At 29.0% G+C, this 20,326-nt stretch carries 19 protein-coding genes and 1 riboswitch; of the genes, 3 read left to right on the top strand and 16 right to left on the bottom strand.

Annotated elements, in window-relative coordinates:
* The 6 genes from Q0V15_RS05790 to glsA form a co-directional block, all read right to left on the bottom strand.
* Positions 1-368: alpha/beta fold hydrolase (locus Q0V15_RS05790; protein ID WP_297436909.1), on the bottom strand; the 368-nt coding region annotated here is incomplete at its 3' end.
* 71 nt (positions 369-439) lie between these two features.
* Positions 440-1,033, bottom strand: a complete 594-nt coding sequence (locus tag Q0V15_RS05785; RefSeq protein WP_297436907.1) for a hypothetical protein — start codon at positions 1,031-1,033, stop codon at positions 440-442.
* A gap of 128 nt (positions 1,034-1,161) precedes the next feature.
* Positions 1,162-1,719, bottom strand: a complete 558-nt coding sequence (locus Q0V15_RS05780; RefSeq protein ID WP_297436905.1) for a lytic transglycosylase domain-containing protein — start codon at positions 1,717-1,719, stop codon at positions 1,162-1,164.
* 9 nt (positions 1,720-1,728) lie between these two features.
* Entirely contained in the window at positions 1,729-2,331 is a 603-nt protein-coding gene (gene coaE / locus Q0V15_RS05775) for a dephospho-CoA kinase (protein ID WP_297436903.1), read from the bottom strand.
* 15 nt (positions 2,332-2,346) lie between these two features.
* On the bottom strand, positions 2,347-4,968 hold the full coding sequence (gene polA, locus Q0V15_RS05770; protein ID WP_297436901.1) for a DNA polymerase I: 2,622 nt from the start codon (positions 4,966-4,968) through the stop codon (positions 2,347-2,349).
* Between the two features lie 112 nt (positions 4,969-5,080).
* Positions 5,081-5,998, bottom strand: coding sequence for a glutaminase A (gene glsA, locus Q0V15_RS05765; RefSeq protein WP_297436899.1), 918 nt, complete (start codon positions 5,996-5,998; stop codon positions 5,081-5,083).
* A 168-nt stretch (positions 5,999-6,166) separates the two neighbouring features.
* Between glsA and Q0V15_RS05760 the strand changes: the two genes are divergently transcribed.
* A complete protein-coding gene (locus Q0V15_RS05760) occupies positions 6,167-6,712 on the top strand; it encodes a hypothetical protein (RefSeq protein WP_297436897.1) in 546 nt (181 codons plus the stop codon).
* A 209-nt stretch (positions 6,713-6,921) separates the two neighbouring features.
* Complete coding sequence (locus Q0V15_RS05755) at positions 6,922-8,157, top strand: aminopeptidase (RefSeq protein ID WP_297436911.1); 1,236 nt, start codon at positions 6,922-6,924, stop codon at positions 8,155-8,157.
* Between the two features lie 51 nt (positions 8,158-8,208).
* Here Q0V15_RS05755 and Q0V15_RS05750 read toward each other — a convergent pair whose 3' ends face one another.
* Positions 8,209-9,417 carry a hypothetical protein gene (locus Q0V15_RS05750; protein ID WP_297436895.1) on the bottom strand — a complete coding sequence of 403 codons (1,209 nt, stop codon included), beginning with the start codon at positions 9,415-9,417 and terminating at the stop codon, positions 8,209-8,211.
* A gap of 180 nt (positions 9,418-9,597) precedes the next feature.
* Between Q0V15_RS05750 and Q0V15_RS05745 the strand changes: the two genes are divergently transcribed.
* Positions 9,598-9,852, top strand: coding sequence for a hypothetical protein (locus tag Q0V15_RS05745; protein WP_297436893.1), 255 nt, complete (start codon positions 9,598-9,600; stop codon positions 9,850-9,852).
* 23 nt (positions 9,853-9,875) lie between these two features.
* Here Q0V15_RS05745 and Q0V15_RS05740 read toward each other — a convergent pair whose 3' ends face one another.
* From Q0V15_RS05740 to Q0V15_RS05700, 9 genes are all read right to left on the bottom strand, one after another.
* Positions 9,876-11,180, bottom strand: coding sequence for a methyl-accepting chemotaxis protein (locus tag Q0V15_RS05740; protein ID WP_297436891.1), 1,305 nt, complete (start codon positions 11,178-11,180; stop codon positions 9,876-9,878).
* A gap of 302 nt (positions 11,181-11,482) precedes the next feature.
* Positions 11,483-13,453: a methyl-accepting chemotaxis protein gene (locus tag Q0V15_RS05735; protein ID WP_297436889.1), complete on the bottom strand. Its 1,971-nt coding sequence runs from the start codon at positions 13,451-13,453 to the stop codon at positions 11,483-11,485.
* Positions 13,454-13,546: 93 nt separating this feature from the next.
* Positions 13,547-14,941: a sodium:alanine symporter family protein gene (locus Q0V15_RS05730; protein WP_297436888.1), complete on the bottom strand. Its 1,395-nt coding sequence runs from the start codon at positions 14,939-14,941 to the stop codon at positions 13,547-13,549.
* 70 nt (positions 14,942-15,011) lie between these two features.
* Positions 15,012-15,116: riboswitch (glycine riboswitch) on the bottom strand.
* Positions 15,117-15,295: 179 nt separating this feature from the next.
* Positions 15,296-16,249 (bottom strand): D-2-hydroxyacid dehydrogenase, encoded by a 954-nt coding sequence (locus Q0V15_RS05725; RefSeq protein WP_297436886.1) that lies wholly within the window; start codon positions 16,247-16,249, stop codon positions 15,296-15,298.
* A 134-nt stretch (positions 16,250-16,383) separates the two neighbouring features.
* Positions 16,384-17,544, bottom strand: coding sequence for a SulP family inorganic anion transporter (locus tag Q0V15_RS05720; protein WP_297436884.1), 1,161 nt, complete (start codon positions 17,542-17,544; stop codon positions 16,384-16,386).
* 222 nt (positions 17,545-17,766) lie between these two features.
* The gene (locus tag Q0V15_RS05715) at positions 17,767-18,489 is read right to left on the bottom strand and encodes a hypothetical protein (protein ID WP_297436882.1); all 723 of its coding nucleotides are present in this window, start codon (positions 18,487-18,489) and stop codon (positions 17,767-17,769) included.
* Between the two features lie 76 nt (positions 18,490-18,565).
* Positions 18,566-19,435 carry a methionyl aminopeptidase gene (locus tag Q0V15_RS05710; protein WP_297436880.1) on the bottom strand — a complete coding sequence of 290 codons (870 nt, stop codon included), beginning with the start codon at positions 19,433-19,435 and terminating at the stop codon, positions 18,566-18,568.
* A 139-nt stretch (positions 19,436-19,574) separates the two neighbouring features.
* Positions 19,575-20,018, bottom strand: coding sequence for a GNAT family N-acetyltransferase (locus tag Q0V15_RS05705; protein WP_297436878.1), 444 nt, complete (start codon positions 20,016-20,018; stop codon positions 19,575-19,577).
* Between the two features lie 23 nt (positions 20,019-20,041).
* Positions 20,042-20,326, bottom strand: a 285-nt coding sequence (locus tag Q0V15_RS05700) for a GNAT family N-acetyltransferase (RefSeq protein WP_297436875.1), incomplete at its 5' end; no start/stop codon positions are given.

The raw sequence follows: 20,326 nt of genomic DNA, 5'->3' as shown, positions 1-20,326 counted from the left end.
TCTAAATATCTAAGGCTAACAAAAGAACCCATACTATGTGCAAAAAGTATAAGTTCTAAACCTTCATTATCATTTTTAGCATTAACTATTAGTTCATCTAAATTTGATGCAAGAACCTCAAACCCTTCATCATCAGCTATATAACCTCGCCCTTCATCACTGTCAGTAAGACCATGTCCTCTATGATCATGAGTATAAACTAAATATCCATTATCATTAAGTTTTTTTGCAAAATAATCATACCTTAGTGCATCCTCAGCCATTCCATGTGCTATATAAACTATAGCTCTTGGAGTTTTGTCTGTAAGCCATTTATAACAATTTATTATCTTACCCTCTTTATCAATAAATTTAAAGTTCTCTCTCATTAACACTCTCTCCCATTTAATTATTATTTTACTTTTAATGTAACCCTAGTTTAAATGAGTGTCAATAGAGTTTACTTTTTATTTGATTTTAAGTAACCTTCTATCTTTATAGACCAGAACTTACCTTTCTTTTCATCTAAAGAATTAATAATTTCTAGAAAATCTTTTAAAGCACCTTTCTTGTCCATGCCTTTCATAAGATGTCTTGGGTATGGAACTTTTTTACTGTAATTATTTTTAGGGTCTATAATCATAACTTTACATATCTTAGTATCATAGAATATATCCTTACATCTTATATCTAGCCTTTTAAATTTAAGTTTTTCAAATTCTAAAACCATCTTATATAATTCTTTTGCTAAAGTTTCATCCATTTTATTATTTTTAAGATATTTATCAAGTCTTTCTCCAGCTACATAGTCCCTAACTATGTAATTATCTCCTACTTCTGATATTCTTGGAAAGAATTTAGACCCATTTACTTTCTTAAGTATATATGACTCATCTAGCCAAGCTTCATGTCTTCTAAAGAATTTTATTGTATTTCCATCTTCAAAAAGAAATACTACACCATTATGCCCTTCACCAAGTTTTGTTGCATTTTTTAGAGCTTCTTCAATTTTTTTTGGGACTTCCTTTGAACTATAATCAAAATTTTTGCTCATATCTCCCTCTCATATAATATTGCTTTATTAATTATATGAATATATGACTTAAAGTGTTCTATCTATATCAATATAAATCTACAAAAAAAAGCTAAAGAAACACATTTTAAATGCATTCCTTTAGCCTCTTATTTTTCATCTTCAATATATAATGATGTATATATATTTTTATAAGCTTTAACTTTATTTAAATACTTATCAGTTTCTTTAAATGGAATATAAGATAAATTATCTCCATCATTTGAATACCTACTATCAACAAGCCATTTTTGAACATTTCCACGACCTGCATTATAAGCTGCTATAACTAAATCTTCATCACTAAATTCTGTCATAAGATTATCAAGATACCAACATCCAAACATAATTGAAGTTTCTGGTTCTTTAAGCATACTTATATTAAAATTTTCTACCCCTATTTGTTCCGCAATCCAAGTTCCTGTATTCCCAGTTATTTGCATAAGTCCTCTAGCATCTTTTTTAGACTCTGCATTTTCATTAAAATTACTTTCAGCTTTCATAACTGACAATACAAGCATTGGATCAACATTATATTCTTGACTATACTTTATGACATAATCACTATACATTACAGGAAATAGTGACTGCTTTAATACAATCTTTCCACCAAAAAATATTAAGGTGAAAAAAGCTACAACCATTAAAATTTTAATCGCTTTCTTCATCTAAGCCCCCTACTTTTTCTTATATAAATTTAAAAATTCAACTAAATCATCAACTTGTTCTTTAGTCTTTATAAGATTACCATTATTATCAATAATAAGATTAGCAAATTGTTTTTTCTTCTCTATTCCCCACTGTGAATTAATTCTATTAACAGCTTCACTTTGAGTAAGTCTATCTCTTTGTTTCATCCTATTAATTTGAGTTGTTTCTTTAACATAAACTAAAATCATCATATCTAGTTCATCTGTATATCCATTTTCAATAAGAGTTGCACCATCTATTATAATAAGTTTTTCCTTATTTTTTTTCTGAATTGCTATTTCATTTTCAATAGCCTCTTTAATTGGTGGCATTATTATGCTCTCATACTTAATTCTCTCCTTTGGAAATCTAAAAATATGATTTCCAAATTCTTTTCTTCTAAATTCTCCACGCCAATCAAAAAAGTGTTCTCCAAAATGTAGTTTCACTTCAAGTAAAATATTTTTATCGCTTAAAACATCCCTAGCTATAATATCGGCATCTATAACCTTGAATCCTTCTTGCTTAAGCATTAAAGATATAGTACTTTTCCCCGAACAAATCCCACCAGTAAGCCCTATCTTTATCACTTTATCTCACCCTTTCTATTTTGCATCATACCATGTCTTACCTATATTCATATCAACATCAAGTGGCACACTAAGTTTTAGCACACCCTCCATCTGTGTTTTAACTATCTCTTTAACTACTTCAAGCTCATCATCATAAACATTTATAATAAGTTCATCATGAACCTGTAATATAAGCTTACTCTTAAGTTTTTTCTCTTTAAGCTTATTAAATACATTAACCATAGCAATCTTTATAATATCTGCTGCTGTTCCTTGTATAGGAGCATTCATAGCAAGTCTTTCTCCCATGGCCTTAACCATCTTGTTAGATGCAAGTATTTCTGGAATAAATCTTCTTCTATTTAGCATAGTTGTTACATATCCCTGTGTTTTTGCCTCTTCTAAAACTGATTCAATAAACACTTTTATATTTGGGTATCTATCAAAGTAAATATCCATATACTCTTTTGCATCTTCAATTTTAATTTTTAAATCCTTAGCAAGACTAAATTCACTCATACCATAAACTATTCCAAAGTTTACTGCCTTAGCTCTACTTCTCATAGTTTTTGTAACTTCATCTATTGCTACATTAAAAACTTCTGAAGCTGTTTTTGTATGGATATCTGAATGATGATTAAATGCATCAATCATATTCTCATCTTCTGACATATGAGCAAGAATTCTAAGCTCTACCTGTGAATAATCGGCAGATAATAAACATTGTCCTTCTCCTCTTGTTGTAAATACTTTTCGTATCTCTCTTCCCATTTCAGTTCTAACTGGAATATTTTGAAGATTTGGCTCTGTTGAAGAAAGTCTACCAGTTGTTGTTATAGTTTGGTTAAAGCTTGAATGAATTGCACCATCCTTATCTATAACAGATTTAAGCCCCTCAACATATGTTGAATATAACTTAGCAAGTTGTCTATAATAAACAACCTTTTCTATAATGGGATGCTTATCACTAAGCTTTTCTAATACTTCTGCATTAGTTGAATATCCTGTTTTAGTTTTCTTTATAACAGGTAAATCTAATTTTTCAAATAAAATTTTAGCAAGTTGTTTTGGTGAGTTAATATTAAACTCTTCCTCTGAAAATGCATATATTTCTTTTTGAGTTGTATCAAGCTCTTTTCTAAACCTAATTGAAAGTTCATCAAGCTTATCTTTATCAACCGAAAATCCAATTTCCTCCATAGCTGCTAAGACTTTAGTAAGTGGAAGTTCTATATCATATAATAGTTCATCCATTGAAACTTCTGATATTCGTTTTTTAAGTTCTACTGTTAATTCAGCTATAAAGCTTGCTTCAACTTCGTCTAAACTTTCTGCTTCATAAGTTGGGAATTTAGAAAGATAATTACTAACAAGATCCATTACTGGATATTTTCCTTTTGAAGAATCTAATAAATAAGCTGCAAGTTTTACATCAAAATCAAGATTTTTAACTTCTATATCATATCTTGATAAAACCCTCATAGCAATCTTAGCTTCATATATAGATTTTTTAATATTCTCATCCTCAAAAATCTCTTTAATTATAGCTTTTGAATCATCACTATCAAGTAAGTTATTTTCCATAAGAAGAACATAATTTTTACTGTTACTATTTATAAATATTTTATCAAACTCAATTGTAGAATATAATTCATCATTTTTTGTGCTAAATTTTATAAATATCTCATTTCCTAGCTCTGACTTTAGCTCTTTTAACTCATCAAGGTTAGATATTTCTTTAGTATTTGTTTCAATCTTTGCTTCTACAATATCTTCAAGCTTTAAGCCTGAAAACTTAGCAAGTTTATCTTCTGGAACTTTCATTTCAAGTTTTGTATAATACTGTCTAAGTCCACTCATATCAAATTCTTCTGTAGACCTAATCTCTTCTAAATCAAATTCCATAGGTACATATACATTTATAGTCGCAAGTCTTTTTGAAAATATCGCTTGCTCTGCATATTCTGTAAGATTCTCTTTAAGTTTTTTACCACTTAAATTCTCAATATTCATAAGAACATTTTCCATACTTCCGTATTCTATAATAAGCTTATAGGCTGTTTTCTCACCAATACCTGGAACTCCTGGTATATTATCAGATTTATCACCCATAAGACCTTTAACATCTATAAATTGAGTAGGTGTAACACCATAATCCTCCATCATTCTTTCTCTATCATAACAATCAACTTCTGAAACTCCAGTTTTAGTAATACAAACATTTGTATTATCTGTAGCAAGTTGAAGAGCATCTCTATCTCCTGTCATTATGAAAACTTCCATTCCCTCTTCCTCTGCATATTTTGCAAGAGAACCTATAATATCATCAGCTTCAAAGCCATCTATTTCATACATAGTAACTGATAACATTTTAAGTAGTTCCTTAACTAAAGGAAACTGCTGTGCAAGTTCTGAAGGCATTTTATTTCTTCCTGCCTTATAATCTTTAAACTCTAAATGTCTAAAAGTTGGTGCTTTTCTATCAAATGTGCAAACTATATGATCTGGTGCTATATCATTTTTCATTTTAAATAGCATATTTGAAAAACCAAGTATAGCATTTGTACAAACTCCATTTTTATTACTTAAAGGTGGTATTCCAAAAAACGCTCTGTTGAGTAAACTATTTCCATCTAGTATTAGTAATCTTTCCATTTTAACTCCTCCATCTTATATCTCAATTAAATATTCTTGCCATTTTATTATCTTAATATGACGCTATTTATGAAATACTTCACTCTATTTTATTATGTTAATCGAGTATCATTTAGAAAATACTTAAATCCATTTCTTCTGATAAATCTCTCAATATATTCTTTCCACCAATACTATTCCCCTTATTATCTAGTGCTGGTCCATAAACTCCAATTCCCATTCTTCTTGGAACTGATGCCATAATTCCTCCACCAACTCCACTTTTAGCTGGTATTCCTATATGTACTGCAAACTGTCCTGAATCATCATACATTCCACAAGTAACCATTATAGTTTTTATAATTCTACAAATATCTCTTGATATGATTCTTTCTCCACTCCAAGGTAAAACACCTTCATTAGAAAGCATTGCTCCAAACTTCGCTAAATCTTCTGTTGTAACTTCCATTGAACATTGTTTAAAGTATACTTCTAATACCTCATCAATATTACCCTCTAAGAAATTACTGCTTTTAAGGAAATATGCTAGTGCTCTATTTCTATCTCCAGTTTCAAGTTCTGATTTATAAACTTCTTCATTTATAGTTATATCATCATTTCCCATAACTCTTTTTGTAAATTCTAAAAGTCTTTCTATCTTTTCCTCTTTATTCTCTCCTGAAATTAAAGAAGTTGTAACTATAGCTCCTGAATTAACCATAGGATTATAAGGTCTATCCTTATGTCTAATCTCAAGATTAACAATACTATTAAAACTATCACCTGTTGGTTCAACCCCAACCTTTTTAAAAACATAATCCTTTCCATTATCAAGAATGGCAAGCATTAAAGATATAACTTTTGATATACTCTGTATTGTGAATTTTTTATCCCACATTCCAGCTTTATATACTTCTCCATTTAATGTAACAATACATATTCCTAAATCATTTTTATCAGCTTTTGCTAGTTCAGGTATGTATGATGCTACCTCACCTTCTTTAACCGCTTCTCTATGTTTTTCTAAAAAATTTTCCAATAAATTATTCAAATTTTATCACCCTTCTCCCTACTGTAAACTTTTCAAGTAAAAGTCCGAAGTTATTCTATTTTACAATATCTTTATTATAAACTTAAATTTGATTATTATCTACTATTTAGGTTTCACATATGGCACATCTATCATATTTTAAATTATAACAATAACTTGGAGTAACAAATGAAACTTACAAATGAATTTATAGAAGAACTAAATAACTATCCATTAAAAAAGCTTAAGAAAAAATTCAAATTCCTTGGTGAGGGAATTGCTAGAAAAGTTTATGCACTTGATGATACATTTGTTGTAAAAGTAGCTAAAAATGATGATGGCTATCATCAAAACTTTGTAGAACGATATATATATGGTAACTGTCCACCAGACCTCAAAAGATACTTATGCCCTATTTATTACTCAAATGATAAGATAATAATAATGGCAAAGGCACAGCCTTATAATAAAATAACTGGTAAACATTCTTATATAAATCCAAATGAATTTAGGGATGAGCCAACTGTTAAAAATGATTTAAACCTTCTAATTTCAAAATATCACCTCTATGTAGATGATATTTATGCTGCAAGGTCTTGGGGACTTATTGATGGAAAATATTATCTTATAGATTTTGGCTGTACATCTGATCTTGGTGATATGTTTTATGATGGAATAAAATCTATATACTATATGAATAAAAATTCTACTAACGCTTTTAAAAATCTTCACTAGAATATTTAAACATATATTTGTTATTATGTTCATAATTTATTATAATAAATATAAAGTTTAGCTTAGACTATCTTTTGTGAATCTAAGCTAGGCTTATATTTATATAATAGTATATTTTATTTATTCATTCATTCTTACTAAAGATTGTATAGTAAGATTTACTTTAAATATAATTTCAAATAATTAAAAGAAAGGCGTGTTACTAAATGATTAAAGATTTAGATTTATTATTAAACAAATATGCAAAACTTGCCGTTCAGATAGGTGTTAACATACAAAAAGATCAAATTCTTGTTATAAAATCACCAATTGAATGTGCACAGTTTACAAGAAAATTAGTTGAAGAGGCTTATAAAGCTGGAGCTTTAGAAGTTGTTGTTCACTGGAGTGATGAAATCACAGGAAAGCTTAAATTTGACTATGCTCCAATGGAAGTATTTGAAGAAATGCCTAAGTGGATGATAGATTCAAACCTTAGCTATGCTAAAAAAGGAGCTGCATTCTTAAGCATTTCAGCATCAGATCCTGAACTTCTTAAAAATGTTGATCCAAAGAAAATATCAACTTTCAGAAAAACTGCAAGTCTTGCTTCAAGAGAATTTAGTGAAAGACTTATGTCAAATGAAAACTCTTGGTCAATAGTTTCTATTCCTACTAATGCTTGGGCTAAAAAAGTATTCCCAAAGGTTAGCACAGAAGAGGCTGTTGATAAATTATGGGAGCAAATTTTCAATATTGTTAGAGTTTATGCAGAAGATCCTGTTGCTGCTTGGACAGCACATAAGAATAACTTAAAAGAAAAAATGGACTTCTTAAATAAAAAGAGAATTAAATCTCTTCACTATACAAATAGTCTTGGAACAGACCTTGTTTTAGAACTACCTGAAAAGCATTTATGGCTTGGTGGAGCTGAAGATAACAAAGCTGGTATAGAATTTATAGCTAATATGCCAACTGAGGAAATTTTCTCACTTCCAGTTAAAACTGGTATCAATGGTATTGTTTATAGTTCAAAACCTCTTAACTATGCTGGTAATCTTATAGATAACTTCTCACTTACATTTAAAGATGGTAAAGTTATAGATTTCACTGCTAAGGAAGGCTTTGAAACACTTCAAAACCTTTTAGATACTGATGAAGGTGCTAGATATATAGGAGAAGTTGCACTTGTTCCTTATGACTCACCAATATCAAACTCTGGTGTTATATTCTTTAACACTTTATATGACGAGAATGCTTCTTGCCACTTAGCTTTCGGTAAAGCATACTCAGTATGTATCGAAAATGGAGAAAATATGACAAGAGAAGAACTTGCAAAAGAAGGTGCAAATGATTCATTAACTCATGTTGACTTTATGATAGGAACTAAAGATTTATCAATAGTTGCTACACTTAAAGATAACTCAGAGTTCAAAGTATTTGAAAATGGAAACTGGGCTTTCTAATTTAATATAGAAAAATAGCAATGTATGGATTAACTCCTACATTGCTATTTTTTAATTAAACTTATCTATAAGCGATTTAAATAATTCAGTGATTGAAGTAAAACTTTCTACTTTTTTATCTTCACCACCATATATATATCCACCTGTTTTAAAACCATCTTCAATTTCTAACTTTAACTCTTTTAAACTTCTCTCAAAAATTTCTGTTTGTTCTTTTATAAAATCTAATTTTTCCTTATCTTTTTTATACGTAATATTAAGCCCATCAATTGCCTTTTTATAAGCCATAACATACTTAACTTTATCATCTAGGTCTATAATTCTTTTACCATACCAAAATAATATATCACTTCTCATCTTTGTATTTAAAACATAATATCCTCTTCTAATATCTCTATTTTCTTTACTGTAATTATCAATTTTTAAAATATAATCAGTTTTTAATCTAAATATTTTATCTCCATCAATATCTATACAAGTTTTTATATTTTCCTCACCAATACAATTTACAACTTTATATACTTCTTCTCTTATAAGATTACATACATATTCATTTTTTTCTTCTATTGTTATCTCTTTTAAAAATATAGAAATCAGTTCCTTTATTTTCTTCTTATCCTCACTTATAATACTATAATTCCCTGAAAAATCTAAATGAATAAATTCGTTTTTTTCAAGCCCTAGCAGTATTTTAGAAAGTTTACTTAAATCTATATACTCCCCAGTATTATTTATAGTTAATTTTAAAAATCCATATATATCTCCAACTCGTGTATTTTCTCTCTCTGAATTCCTGAAAAGATATAGAATCTTTATTATTTTCTTAATTAAATTTCTACCTTCATCAAAAACTTCATCAGCTATATTTATATTTCTATTTTCATCTTCACCTAAAATATTTTCTGCAAACTCAAGATATATATCAATGTTTTCATATACTATATTAGAAATTATATTAAATATATATCTATTAAATTCGTCATTAGTCATACTCCCTTTTTCAAGATCAATATTCTCCCTTATAAACATTCTAGCATTACCTGTATATGTACTTTTTTGCTCTGCTATATTAAAATTTAAAATCCCTTTAAATCTTAATATCTCAATAAGCTGTTTTTTATTATCTAAAAATTCTTCAATTGCAAAATTAATTCTCATAATAGCAAGTGTTGTATCACTCTCATTAAGAGTTGTTTTATTATTTATAAGCTTATAAAAGCTATACCATTTCTCAAATGTTTTTCTATTTAAATCTTCCATATCTCTCTAGTTTCCTCCAAAGTCAGTAAATACACTAGCTTATATACATAATAATATATAAATTATTAAATATTACTTAAGTTATTCGCTATAATCTTCTTTTTACATATAATATATTATACTATAATAGCAATCAAATGCTAATTAATAATGCTAATCAAAGTGAAATAGGTGGTCAAAATGAATAGATTAAACCTTGATGATATTTTATCTATAAAAGAAATAGCATTTATATGTAGATACAAACTAGGCTCTAAACTTTCAGAAGCAACAATAAAACAATATATATATAAGCTTATAAAAAACAATGATATATGTGCTATAGAAAAAGATAATCAATCATTTATAAAACTAGCTGATTTTATGGAGTTTTTATCACATAACTACTCTAAACTCGGCTTTAATTATAATCCAACAATAAAAGAGCTACCTTAATGGTAGCTCTTAACTCTTTTATACTATAATTTAAACTTATTTATTTCTACTTTAAGTTCTTTTGCTATTTTTTCTAAATCCTCTGTCGAACTACTTAAAGTTTCCATAGTAGCACTAACCTCTTCTGTTGAAGCTGTTACTTCTTCTGTGGCTGCTGCAACTTGCTGTGAAATAGATGCAACTTCTCCTAATTCTTCAATTATTGACTCTTTATTTAAATTTATAAACTCAACAAAATTCTTAATTTCAAATGAACTTTTATTAACTTCATCCATATCAACTAAAATTTTATCAAATATCTCCTTAGTCTTATGAACTGCTTCTTCCTGCTCTTTCATAACATTGTTACTTTCATCAATTGCACTTGTTGCCTTACTAGACCTTGTACTTATTTCATCAACAATTCTTTTAATTTCTTCTGTTGATTTTTTTGACTGCTCTGCAAGTTTTCTTATCTCATCAGCTACAACTGCAAATCCTCGACCTGCTTCTCCTGCTCTTGCCGCTTCAATACTTGCATTAAGTGCTAAAAGATTAGTTTGCTCTGTAATTTGAGATATACTATTTGAAATTACATTTATCTTCTTTGTACTATCTGATACATCTAAAACTACACTATGAAACTCAAGTGAATTTGATTTACTTCTCTCATACTTATCTAGAAGGCTATTAATAACATTTTGTCCTTCTTTTTCAATTAGCTTATTAGATATTTCTGATGAATTACACATATTTTCACTAATAAACATAATATCATTAAGTTGCGCTGATAAAGCTTCCATAGATGATACACTCTCATGCACATTAGTAGACTGACTAATTGCACCTTTTGATATAGATTCAATAGCTTTTGCAACATCTAAACTTGAAGCTGTTGTTCCTTCAGCCATCATACTTATATTTTCTGATGATTTTAAAAGAACCTCTGAGTTTTCACTTATACTACTTATTAATGAATGTATTTTATTTATACTTCTATTAAGCTCTTCACCTAAGTTCTCAAACTCATCTCCTGTTTTAATATCTACAACTTCTTTTAAATTTCCATCTGATATGTTTTTAAGTGCTCTTTTTAAAAGCGCAAAACTATTTTCTATATTATTTCCAAGTGAATTTGCTACAAAATAACTAAGCATTACACTTATAAAAATAGATCCTATAATAGTAAGGTGAAGCATGTTAAAACTAACATTTTTAGCACCTGAACTCTCAATAAGATTATGACTTTGATAATACATAGCTATACCAGTTATAATCTGCGTAACTGCACAAACACCTATTATTGAAAAAGTTATTTTACTCTTAATTGTTTTTTTATCACCACTCATAATACCCCTCCTTTTTTTTGCAATTATTTCTATTATCGTACTCTTTCTATCAATATTTACATATTTTACATTTTAAATTTTTTTATTTCTAAATCAAGTATATCTGCTATTTCTATTAAGTTGTGTATAGATATATTTAATTCATCCATACTATCGCTTACAATAATTGAACTTGCAGTTTACCACTTGTACTTTTACTCCTCTCAGCCTCCTATATGTATTATAATATTTTTATTATCGTAAATAAAAAAGTTGAATTTAGACTTTTTTTATCTAAATTCAACTTTTTTCACTAGTATCTATTATATTTTAAACTTTTCAAGTTCTTCATCTAAGTCATTTGAAACATCATATAATTTTTTTATAGCATTATTAAGTTCATCCATACTCTCTCCAACCATTCTTGAACTTGCCGTTACTTCCTGTGAACCAGCAGCAAACTGCTCAGATATCTTTGCAATTTCTGATATTTCAGATACAACAGTTAATTTATTTTCATTAATTGAATCAACTGATTTTTTAATTTCAGCAGAATTAATATTAATATTACTTGTATCATCCATTATACTTTTAAATATCTTTCCTGTTTCAACTACAGAATGCTCCTGATTATTTATAATATTAGTATTCTCTTTCATTGCTTTATTAAGAACTTTAAATTTTTGTATAATCTCATCAACAATAAATTCTATTTCACTATTTGAAACCTTAGATTGTTCTGCAAGTTTTCTGACTTCTTCAGCAACTACTGCAAACCCTCTTCCTGCTTCTCCCGCTCTCGCTGCCTCAATACTTGCATTAAGTGCTAAAAGATTAGTCTGCTCTGAAATTATAGATATACTTCTTGATATACCATTAATTTTACCAGCACTAACAGATATCTCATCAACAATATTATTAAATTCACTATAACCCTCTTTAGCTGCTTTATAACTTTTACTAAGCCCTTTTATTATTTCGCTACCCTCATTTTTAACTCTTAAATTACACGCTTTAGATTCATTGCTCATAATGTCACTTTTTTTAGATATATCATTTAAATTTTTTGATAAAATATCAATGCTATCCTCACAAGCTCTAATCCTTTGAACTTGTTCTGTACTACCTTGTGCTATACTTTCAATTGCACTTGAAATTTCATCTGATGATATTTTAGTTTCTTCTGACCTTATACTTATTTTTTTATTAGACTCTAATATGAAATCTTTACTTTTAGTTATATTTTCTATTAATTCTCTAATACTCTTTCGTGATTTATTAAGCTCATTTACAATAAGCTCAAATTCATCATTTGACTTAAGTTCAATAGATGACACTAAATCTCCACTAGAAATCATTTCTATATTTTCTGAAATAGCTTTAACACCTTTTCCTATTTTTCTTTTAAGACTTATAGCTATTACAATTGTTGCTATTATAACTATCAAAGTAGTAGCGAATGTTATATTTCTTGAAGCATTTAAAGCACTTGTAATATCTTCTTCTGGAATATACCCAACAAGCATTCCATTTGCCAAAATATCTTTATCATATAGAATCAAACTCTTATCAAATCCACTACCAATTTCTACAATCCCTTTTTCTAAACCACTGCTTTGCATTTCATCTATAACTGCATTTAACTCAGCACTATTTGTAGTCGGTAATTTACTTGATAATATCTTATTATCATCATGTATTATCCCCATATATCCTGTTTTACCAAATGGAACATTACTTACCTTTCCAAATAAATGTTCTTTATCAACTTCAACCTCCATTGTATATGGTTTTTCATCAATAGTTCCTGATTTGCTTATTACAATTTTAGAATCATTTCCAGAACCAATTTGTGTTATAGTTGCTCCATTAAGTTCTTCTACATTAGTATATGAATCATCTTCAACTTTACTTGCTACTACATTACTTTCATATTTTTCACCATTACTGCTTGTATAAACTATTTTTTGTATATCTTTAGAGATTGTTTCAAACTCTGCAATAAAATCCCTAAACTCATCTTTACTCTCATATTGTTTTCCTCTATTAGATGCAATAAAAAGTTCCATATAAGAAACTATATCTTCTATTCCATGATTAATTTCCTCTTTAATTTCAAATAAAACAAAATCATTACTTTCCGTTAGATTATTTACTAGATTAGCTTTATTCTCGAAATACACAAAAAAATTCAAACTCTGAACAACAAGCCCCATAGCTATTATCCTTATAGCTACACTTGTAGAAATGCTCCTATATTTCCTTTTGCCTCTAAATTTATCTAGAAACTTCATATTTTCCTCCTGTGTTATTACTTATGTTACATAATATGAAAAAAAGCTGTATTTAGATACTAAATCTAAATACAGCTTTTTATTTACGTACTATTAAATTTGCTTACTGCTAAGTTCGAGAAAAAATTTATTAGTTTCATCTATTACTATTTTTCTAAGCCCTATTATTCCAACTAAATTAGGAAATGCCATAAGTCCATTAACTATATCTGCAACTATAAATATAGTTCCAAGTGGTAAAAATGCCCCAATACCAACAAGGATTATATATATTATTCTGTAATATATAATGGATTTAACTCCCATTAAATATTCTGCACATCTCTCTCCATAATAGTTCCATCCAAGAATTGTTGTAAAGGCAAAAAACATTAGCCCAATGTTCACTATATATGTCCCTACAATTTCTATTGGAAGTCCAGCATTAAATGCTGCTGTGGTCATAGCTGCTCCTTCTAAACTAGGATCTAAGTATGAACCTGTTATTACAATAACTAGCCCAGTCATTGTACATATAACTATTGTGTCGAAAAATGTACCTGTCATAGATATAAGACCTTGTCTTACTGCTGATTTTGTTTTGGCTGCTGCTGCTGCTATTGGCGCACTACCAAGTCCTGCCTCATTAGAGAAAACCCCTCTCCCTACTCCAGACTGAATTGCCATTGTTACACTAATACCAGCTACACCACCAAGTGCAGCACGAGGATTAAAAGCACTTTCTATGATAAGAGATATTGCCCCTGGTAATAATTCAAGATTTAATACAAGAACTGCCATAACAGCTAAGATATAAAGCCCAGCCATGAGTGGTACTACCTTCTCTGATACTTTAGATATTCTTTTAATCCCACCGAAAGTTACAAGTCCAACAAGAATTGTAACAACTATTGCTGTAACCCATAAAGGAATATTGAAACTTATCTGTGCTGCATCTGCTATAGATTTAACTTGCCCAAAAGTTCCTATACCAAAAAATGCAACTCCAATTCCTAAAAGAGCAAATAATCTAGCTAACCACTTCAGCCCAAGCCCTTTTTCAATGTAATACATTGGGCCTCCAGCCATATTTCCATTTTCATCGACTTCTCTAAACTTTATTGCTAGAACTCCTTCTGCATACTTTGTTGCCATACCAAAAAATGCTGCTATCCACATCCAAAATAATGCTCCAGGACCTCCAGCTTTTATTGCTGTTGCAACTCCAACTATATTACCAGTTCCTATTGTTGCTGATAAAGCTGTACACAAAGCTCCAAAGCTAGATACATCGCCTTCTAAATCCTCATCAAGTCCTTCCTCTTTTGCAAAAATATACTTAATTGCAAGTGGTAGTCTAAAGATTTGTAATAATTTAAGTCTAATAGTTAGGTACACCCCTGTTCCAACTAAAAGAATTAAAAGTGGTGGTCCCCAAATAAAAGAACTCACCTGACTTAATGCATCATTTAATGATGATAAAGTCGTAACGCTTGTAAAACTTAACATAAAAAAACCCCCTTAAATTTCTTTAGGAGGGATTGCAAAATAAACCAAATCTAGCCCTAGATTTAGTAATTTCTTATCCCCTGTCCTTTTTGCCTGAAAGTTTCGGCAAATTATTATAAAATAATTTACCTTGCTCCTTCGGCGCTCATTTCTGAGACTCTCCAGAGGCTCGTCCAACATCGGTCCACTTCACCTGAAATATTTCGCTCTTCGGTGTACTATCTTAAAGATAATATCTCTCCCTATGCCTTCATCCGAACTCTATTCTATTTTTCTTTACAACTAGATTTTATACTTACTTTTTTTAAAATGCAAGTGTTTTTTCAAATTTAATTTACTTTTTTTGTAAAATAATTAAATTCTATTTCTGTTTTCACCATTATAAAAAGCTCTTATATTCTCCATCATATCATTAAATAATCTTGTTCTAGCCTCTAAACTTGCCCAAGCTATATGAGGTGTTAATAAAAGTTTATCTTTATTTTCTACTCTAAGTAATACATTGTCAGCTTTCATAGGTTCAACTGCAAAAACATCAAGTGCTGCATAGCCAATTATATTTTCATCAATAGCTTTTGCTAAATCAGTTTCAACAACAATTGGCCCTCTACCAACATTAATTAAAATAGCACTTTTTTTCATTTTCTTCATTGCATCATAATTTATAAGTCCATTTGTCTTATCATTAAGTGGTGCATGAATTGAAATTATATCTGATTTTTCTAAAAGTTCATCAAAAGTAACTTGCGTATATTCATCACTTGAATTTCTTCCTGATGTAGAATAATATATAACTTTTGCACCAAAAGCTTCTGCTATTTTAGCAACACCTTTACCAATTTGTCCAAGTCCAATTATTCCATAAGTTTTATCTTTTATATCCATGATAGTTTGCTCTAAATGTGTAAAAGTATCTGACTTAGTATAGCTTCCACTCTTGACATAATTATCATAATAACTAAGCTTGTTACAGATATTAAATAGCATTGCAAAAGTATGCTGAATTACTGTATCAGTTGAATATCCTGCAACATTTGTTACTGCTATATTTCTTGACTTTGCATACTCAACATCTATATTATTATATCCTGTTGCCATTTCACATATAAGTTCTAAATTTTTAGCATTTTCAAGTGTTCCTTTATCTAATACAACCTTATTAGTTATAACAACATGTGCATCTTTTATTCTTTCTTTTGCCTCATCATAACTACTAAGCTCATAATTTTCAAAATTACCAAGCTCACTTAATTTATTAAAATCAAAATCCCCCATAGTTTTTCCATCTAGTAGAACTATATTTTTCATATATTACACCCCATTCTTTAAATAATTATATATATAATTTTATTTTATATCTGTGATAAAAGCAATTATTTAGACAAAAAATGATTATCATATTCAAGATTTTACTCTTTTCTATAATAATCATTTTATAATTTTTATATTTTTTTTGTTTTAAAATGTTTTCCAACATAATATAAAATCATTCCAACTACTACTCCAATAGCTAAATTTGATGTTGCTAAAACTACTATTACGGTAATAATCATAACTACATTATCTAAAAGCGAAGTTTTAGGAATTGATTTTAATGAATTCCAATCAACAGTAGTTTCTGCAATCATAATCATAACAGCTACAACAGCTGCAATTGGTATTAGCTTTACAAAATAACTAAATACTACAACATATAAAACTAAAAATATTCCAACACAAAATGTTGATAGTCTAGTTCTTCCACCTGATTTAGTATTAATAAATGATTGCCCAACGAGTGCACAACCAGCCATTCCACCAATAAACCCTGTAACTATATTTCCTATTCCTTGACCAAAACATTCTCTACTTTTATTACTATCTGTTCCTGTCATCTCATCAAGTGCCTTAGCTGTAAGTAAACTCTCTACTGAACCAACTATTGCAAGTGAAACTGAATACATTAAAATAATTCCTATAACCTTACCTGTAAATGCTATCTGTGGTAAATGTAATGTTGGCATTGGGAACTCAATTCCTTTTAAATCGCCTAAATCATATACATTAAGCTTTAATATCACTGCTACAAGTGTAATAATAACAATAGCTATAATCGCTGCTGGTACTTTTTTCGTTATTCTTGGGAATATATATATTACTACTAACCCAAGTCCTACAAGTATATACATTACAAGTCCTTGTCCCTTGAAATAATGTAACTGATCTATAAATATAAGTATTCCTAGTGAATTAACAAATCCATGCATAACTGCATCTGGTATGTATTTTACAATTCTTCCTGCTTTAAAGAAAGCAAATATTATTTGAATTATTCCTGTTACGACTGTGATTGGCATTATATACTCAACGCCATATTTTCTTACTACAACAGCTAAAACTAAAGCCATTGAACCCGCTGATGCAGAAATCATTCCCTGTCTTCCTCCAAATATAGAAACCATAACAGACATTGATAGAACTGCTAAAAATGAAACTACAGGGTCTACACCTGCAATAAATGCAAAACCTATTGTTTCAGGAATAAGTACAAGCCCTATAACTGCAACTGATAATAAGTCTGCTCCTATATTAGAAAACCAATCTTCTTTAATTGTTTTCCACAAGAAAAACCACCTCTTCTTTCGTAAATTTTATTATGTATTTGCTTTTGTAATCCTTATATGCCTCATAAATTTTATAGAAAAACATATTTAATGTCAATAAAGTCTAAGTTTTGTATATATGAGCCTTTATAAATATTATTTGAATCTATATATAAATATATACATTCTATTATCTAAGTAAAAAATCACACTATACCTTCACTTAAGATATAGTGTGATTTTTTATTTATTGCAAATTGTTTCTTTAACTTCACTTGATTTATCAAATTCAAACTTTTCTGTATACTCAACTTTTTCAACCTTACAATTTTCACCTATAATAATTTTTTCTGCTACTATAAGCTTACAGTCTACATTTTCAATAAAAACTTCTTTAGCTTTTATTTCTGTGCATTTAAGCATTGTTCTTAGTTTAAGCTTACTTAAAAGCCCCTTTTTTTCATCATGACTTGTTGTTATATTAACTGTATCAGCTAAAATCTCATTAAATGTACTCTTTTCATAGAAATTTATCTCCACAATATTAGCTCTTATATTTCCATACATATCAAGCTGTCCACTAAGCTTAAATTCATCACCTGTGAAACTTGCCTTAGATGATAAAAGTCCATTTATATTTGCTATTTTACACTTTATATCACCCTTCATAGTTAAACTCCCCTGCACTAATACTTCCTGACACTTTAATTCTTTTGAAAAAGTTCCACTACCTTTTATATTCACACTATGCTCAAGCTCTATTTCTTTATCAACTGAAAGACTTCCTGAAATCATAAGAGTTTGTGCTTTTACTGCACCTATTATACTTGAAATCCCATTACTTTCAACCACTTTAGCCTCTACACTGCCTTTTATTTTCCCCATACCACTTAAAACTACATCATTAAAATTCCCACCTACTGCAAGTTCATGTGACCCAACTTCTAAACTCTTTAATTCTTCCATTTTTACACTCTCCTTAAACTTTTCTTTTGTTATAAGTACAAATAGTACCAAGGTTTCCCTTGATACTATTATTATTTTACCATGCTATAATTTCTATTCCTGTTTCTGTTACAAGTATAGTATGTTCAAATTGTGCTGATAATTTACCATCTATTGTTCTAGCAATCCAGCCATTATCTTCATCTACTACAACTTCATATCTGCCTTGATTAATCATAGGTTCTATTGTAAATATCATCCCTGGAACAAGAACTTCTCCCTCACCTTTTTTACCAACATGAGCAATAAAAGGTTCTTCATGGAACTCATTCCCTACACCATGTCCTCCAAAATCAGTTACTACTGAGTAACCTTTTCCTTCAGCATACTTTTGTATAGCTTCACCAATATCTCCAACATGACACCAAGGTTTAACTGCTTCAACACCAAGTCTTAGAGCTTCTTTAGTTGTCTCAACTAAATCTCTAGCTTCTGCTGATACATTACCAATCATAAACATTCTTGAAGCATCTGAATAATATCCATTTTTAATAGTAGATACATCTACATTTATAATATCTCCATCTTTAAGGATAATATCTTCTGATGGAATACCATGGCAAACTTCTTCATTTATTGAAGTGCAAACACTCTTTGGGAATCCCATATAATTAAGAGGTGCAGGTATAGCATCATTTGCAACTGTATAATCATATACTAGCTTATCAATATCTGCTGTACTCATACCAGCTTTAATTTCTTTAGCTACAAGGTCAAGAACTCCATTATTAACTTCTGCTGATATTTTAATACCATTAATGTCTTCTTGATTTTTTATAACCTCTCTAGGTGGCATTTCTTCATATGCTCTTCTCATACTTTCAAATTTTTCATCAAATTCAAAGTGGCATTTTTTATACTTTTTACCGCTGTTGCACCAACATGCGTCATTTCTACTTAATTTCATTTTAATCACTCTTTCTTTTTAAAAATTGTTAGTTATTTAGATTATACTCCTTTATAAGATATTTTTAAAGTTTTAATATTTTATGAACATATTCATAGTTTAAACAAATAAATGCATCTCTATTTAAGAGATGCATAATTTAAAATTTTTTTATCATTTTTGTGTGCCTAATACCAGCCTCTACATAGATTTCACCATTTCTAACAAATCCATGTTTTTCATAAAAACCTATTGCTTGCTCTTGTGCTGATATCTTAACTCTTTTTTCTTCTAAGACACTATCTATAAAGTTTAATGCCTTATCAACAACATAAGCACCATAGTTTTTCCCTCTATGTTCTTTTACAGTTATAACCCTACTAAGTGCAATTTCCTCAAACATTAATCCTTTAGGCAGTATTCTACAATAAGCTAATAACTCTTTGTCTTCCCAAAGCATAACATGATAAGCAAATTTATCCCTATCATCCAAGTCTTCTTCTTTTATATTTTGCTCAATTGCAAAAATATTCATCCTAGCCCTAGCTACATCAAATAATTCATTTATTGTAAGCTCATCAAATTTTTTTATACTAATCTTCATATTTTTGTCCCCCTAAATATTTATTATTCATTATACTCCATAAGGTATTCAACTGAGTTTGTTGCTTCATCTAATTCCTCTGTCATAACATTAAATCCTTTAGCCTTATAAAAACTAACTGAATTTATATTATCCTTATAAACAGTAAGTCTTAATTTTTCATGCTTATTCTTTAAAAAGTTTATAAGCTTTGTACCAATTCCAAAACCTCTATACTTATTATCCATAAATATAGCACCTATAAATTCAGCGTTTATAATACAAATAAATCCTTTGATTATATCATCTTCCTCATATAAATATGTATC

Source organism: uncultured Clostridium sp. (assembly GCF_947036855.1).
Lineage (GTDB): Bacteria > Bacillota > Clostridia > Clostridiales > Clostridiaceae > Sarcina.
The sequence above is the reverse complement of the archived record's forward strand: the minus strand, read 5'-3'. Positions and strand labels throughout refer to the sequence as shown.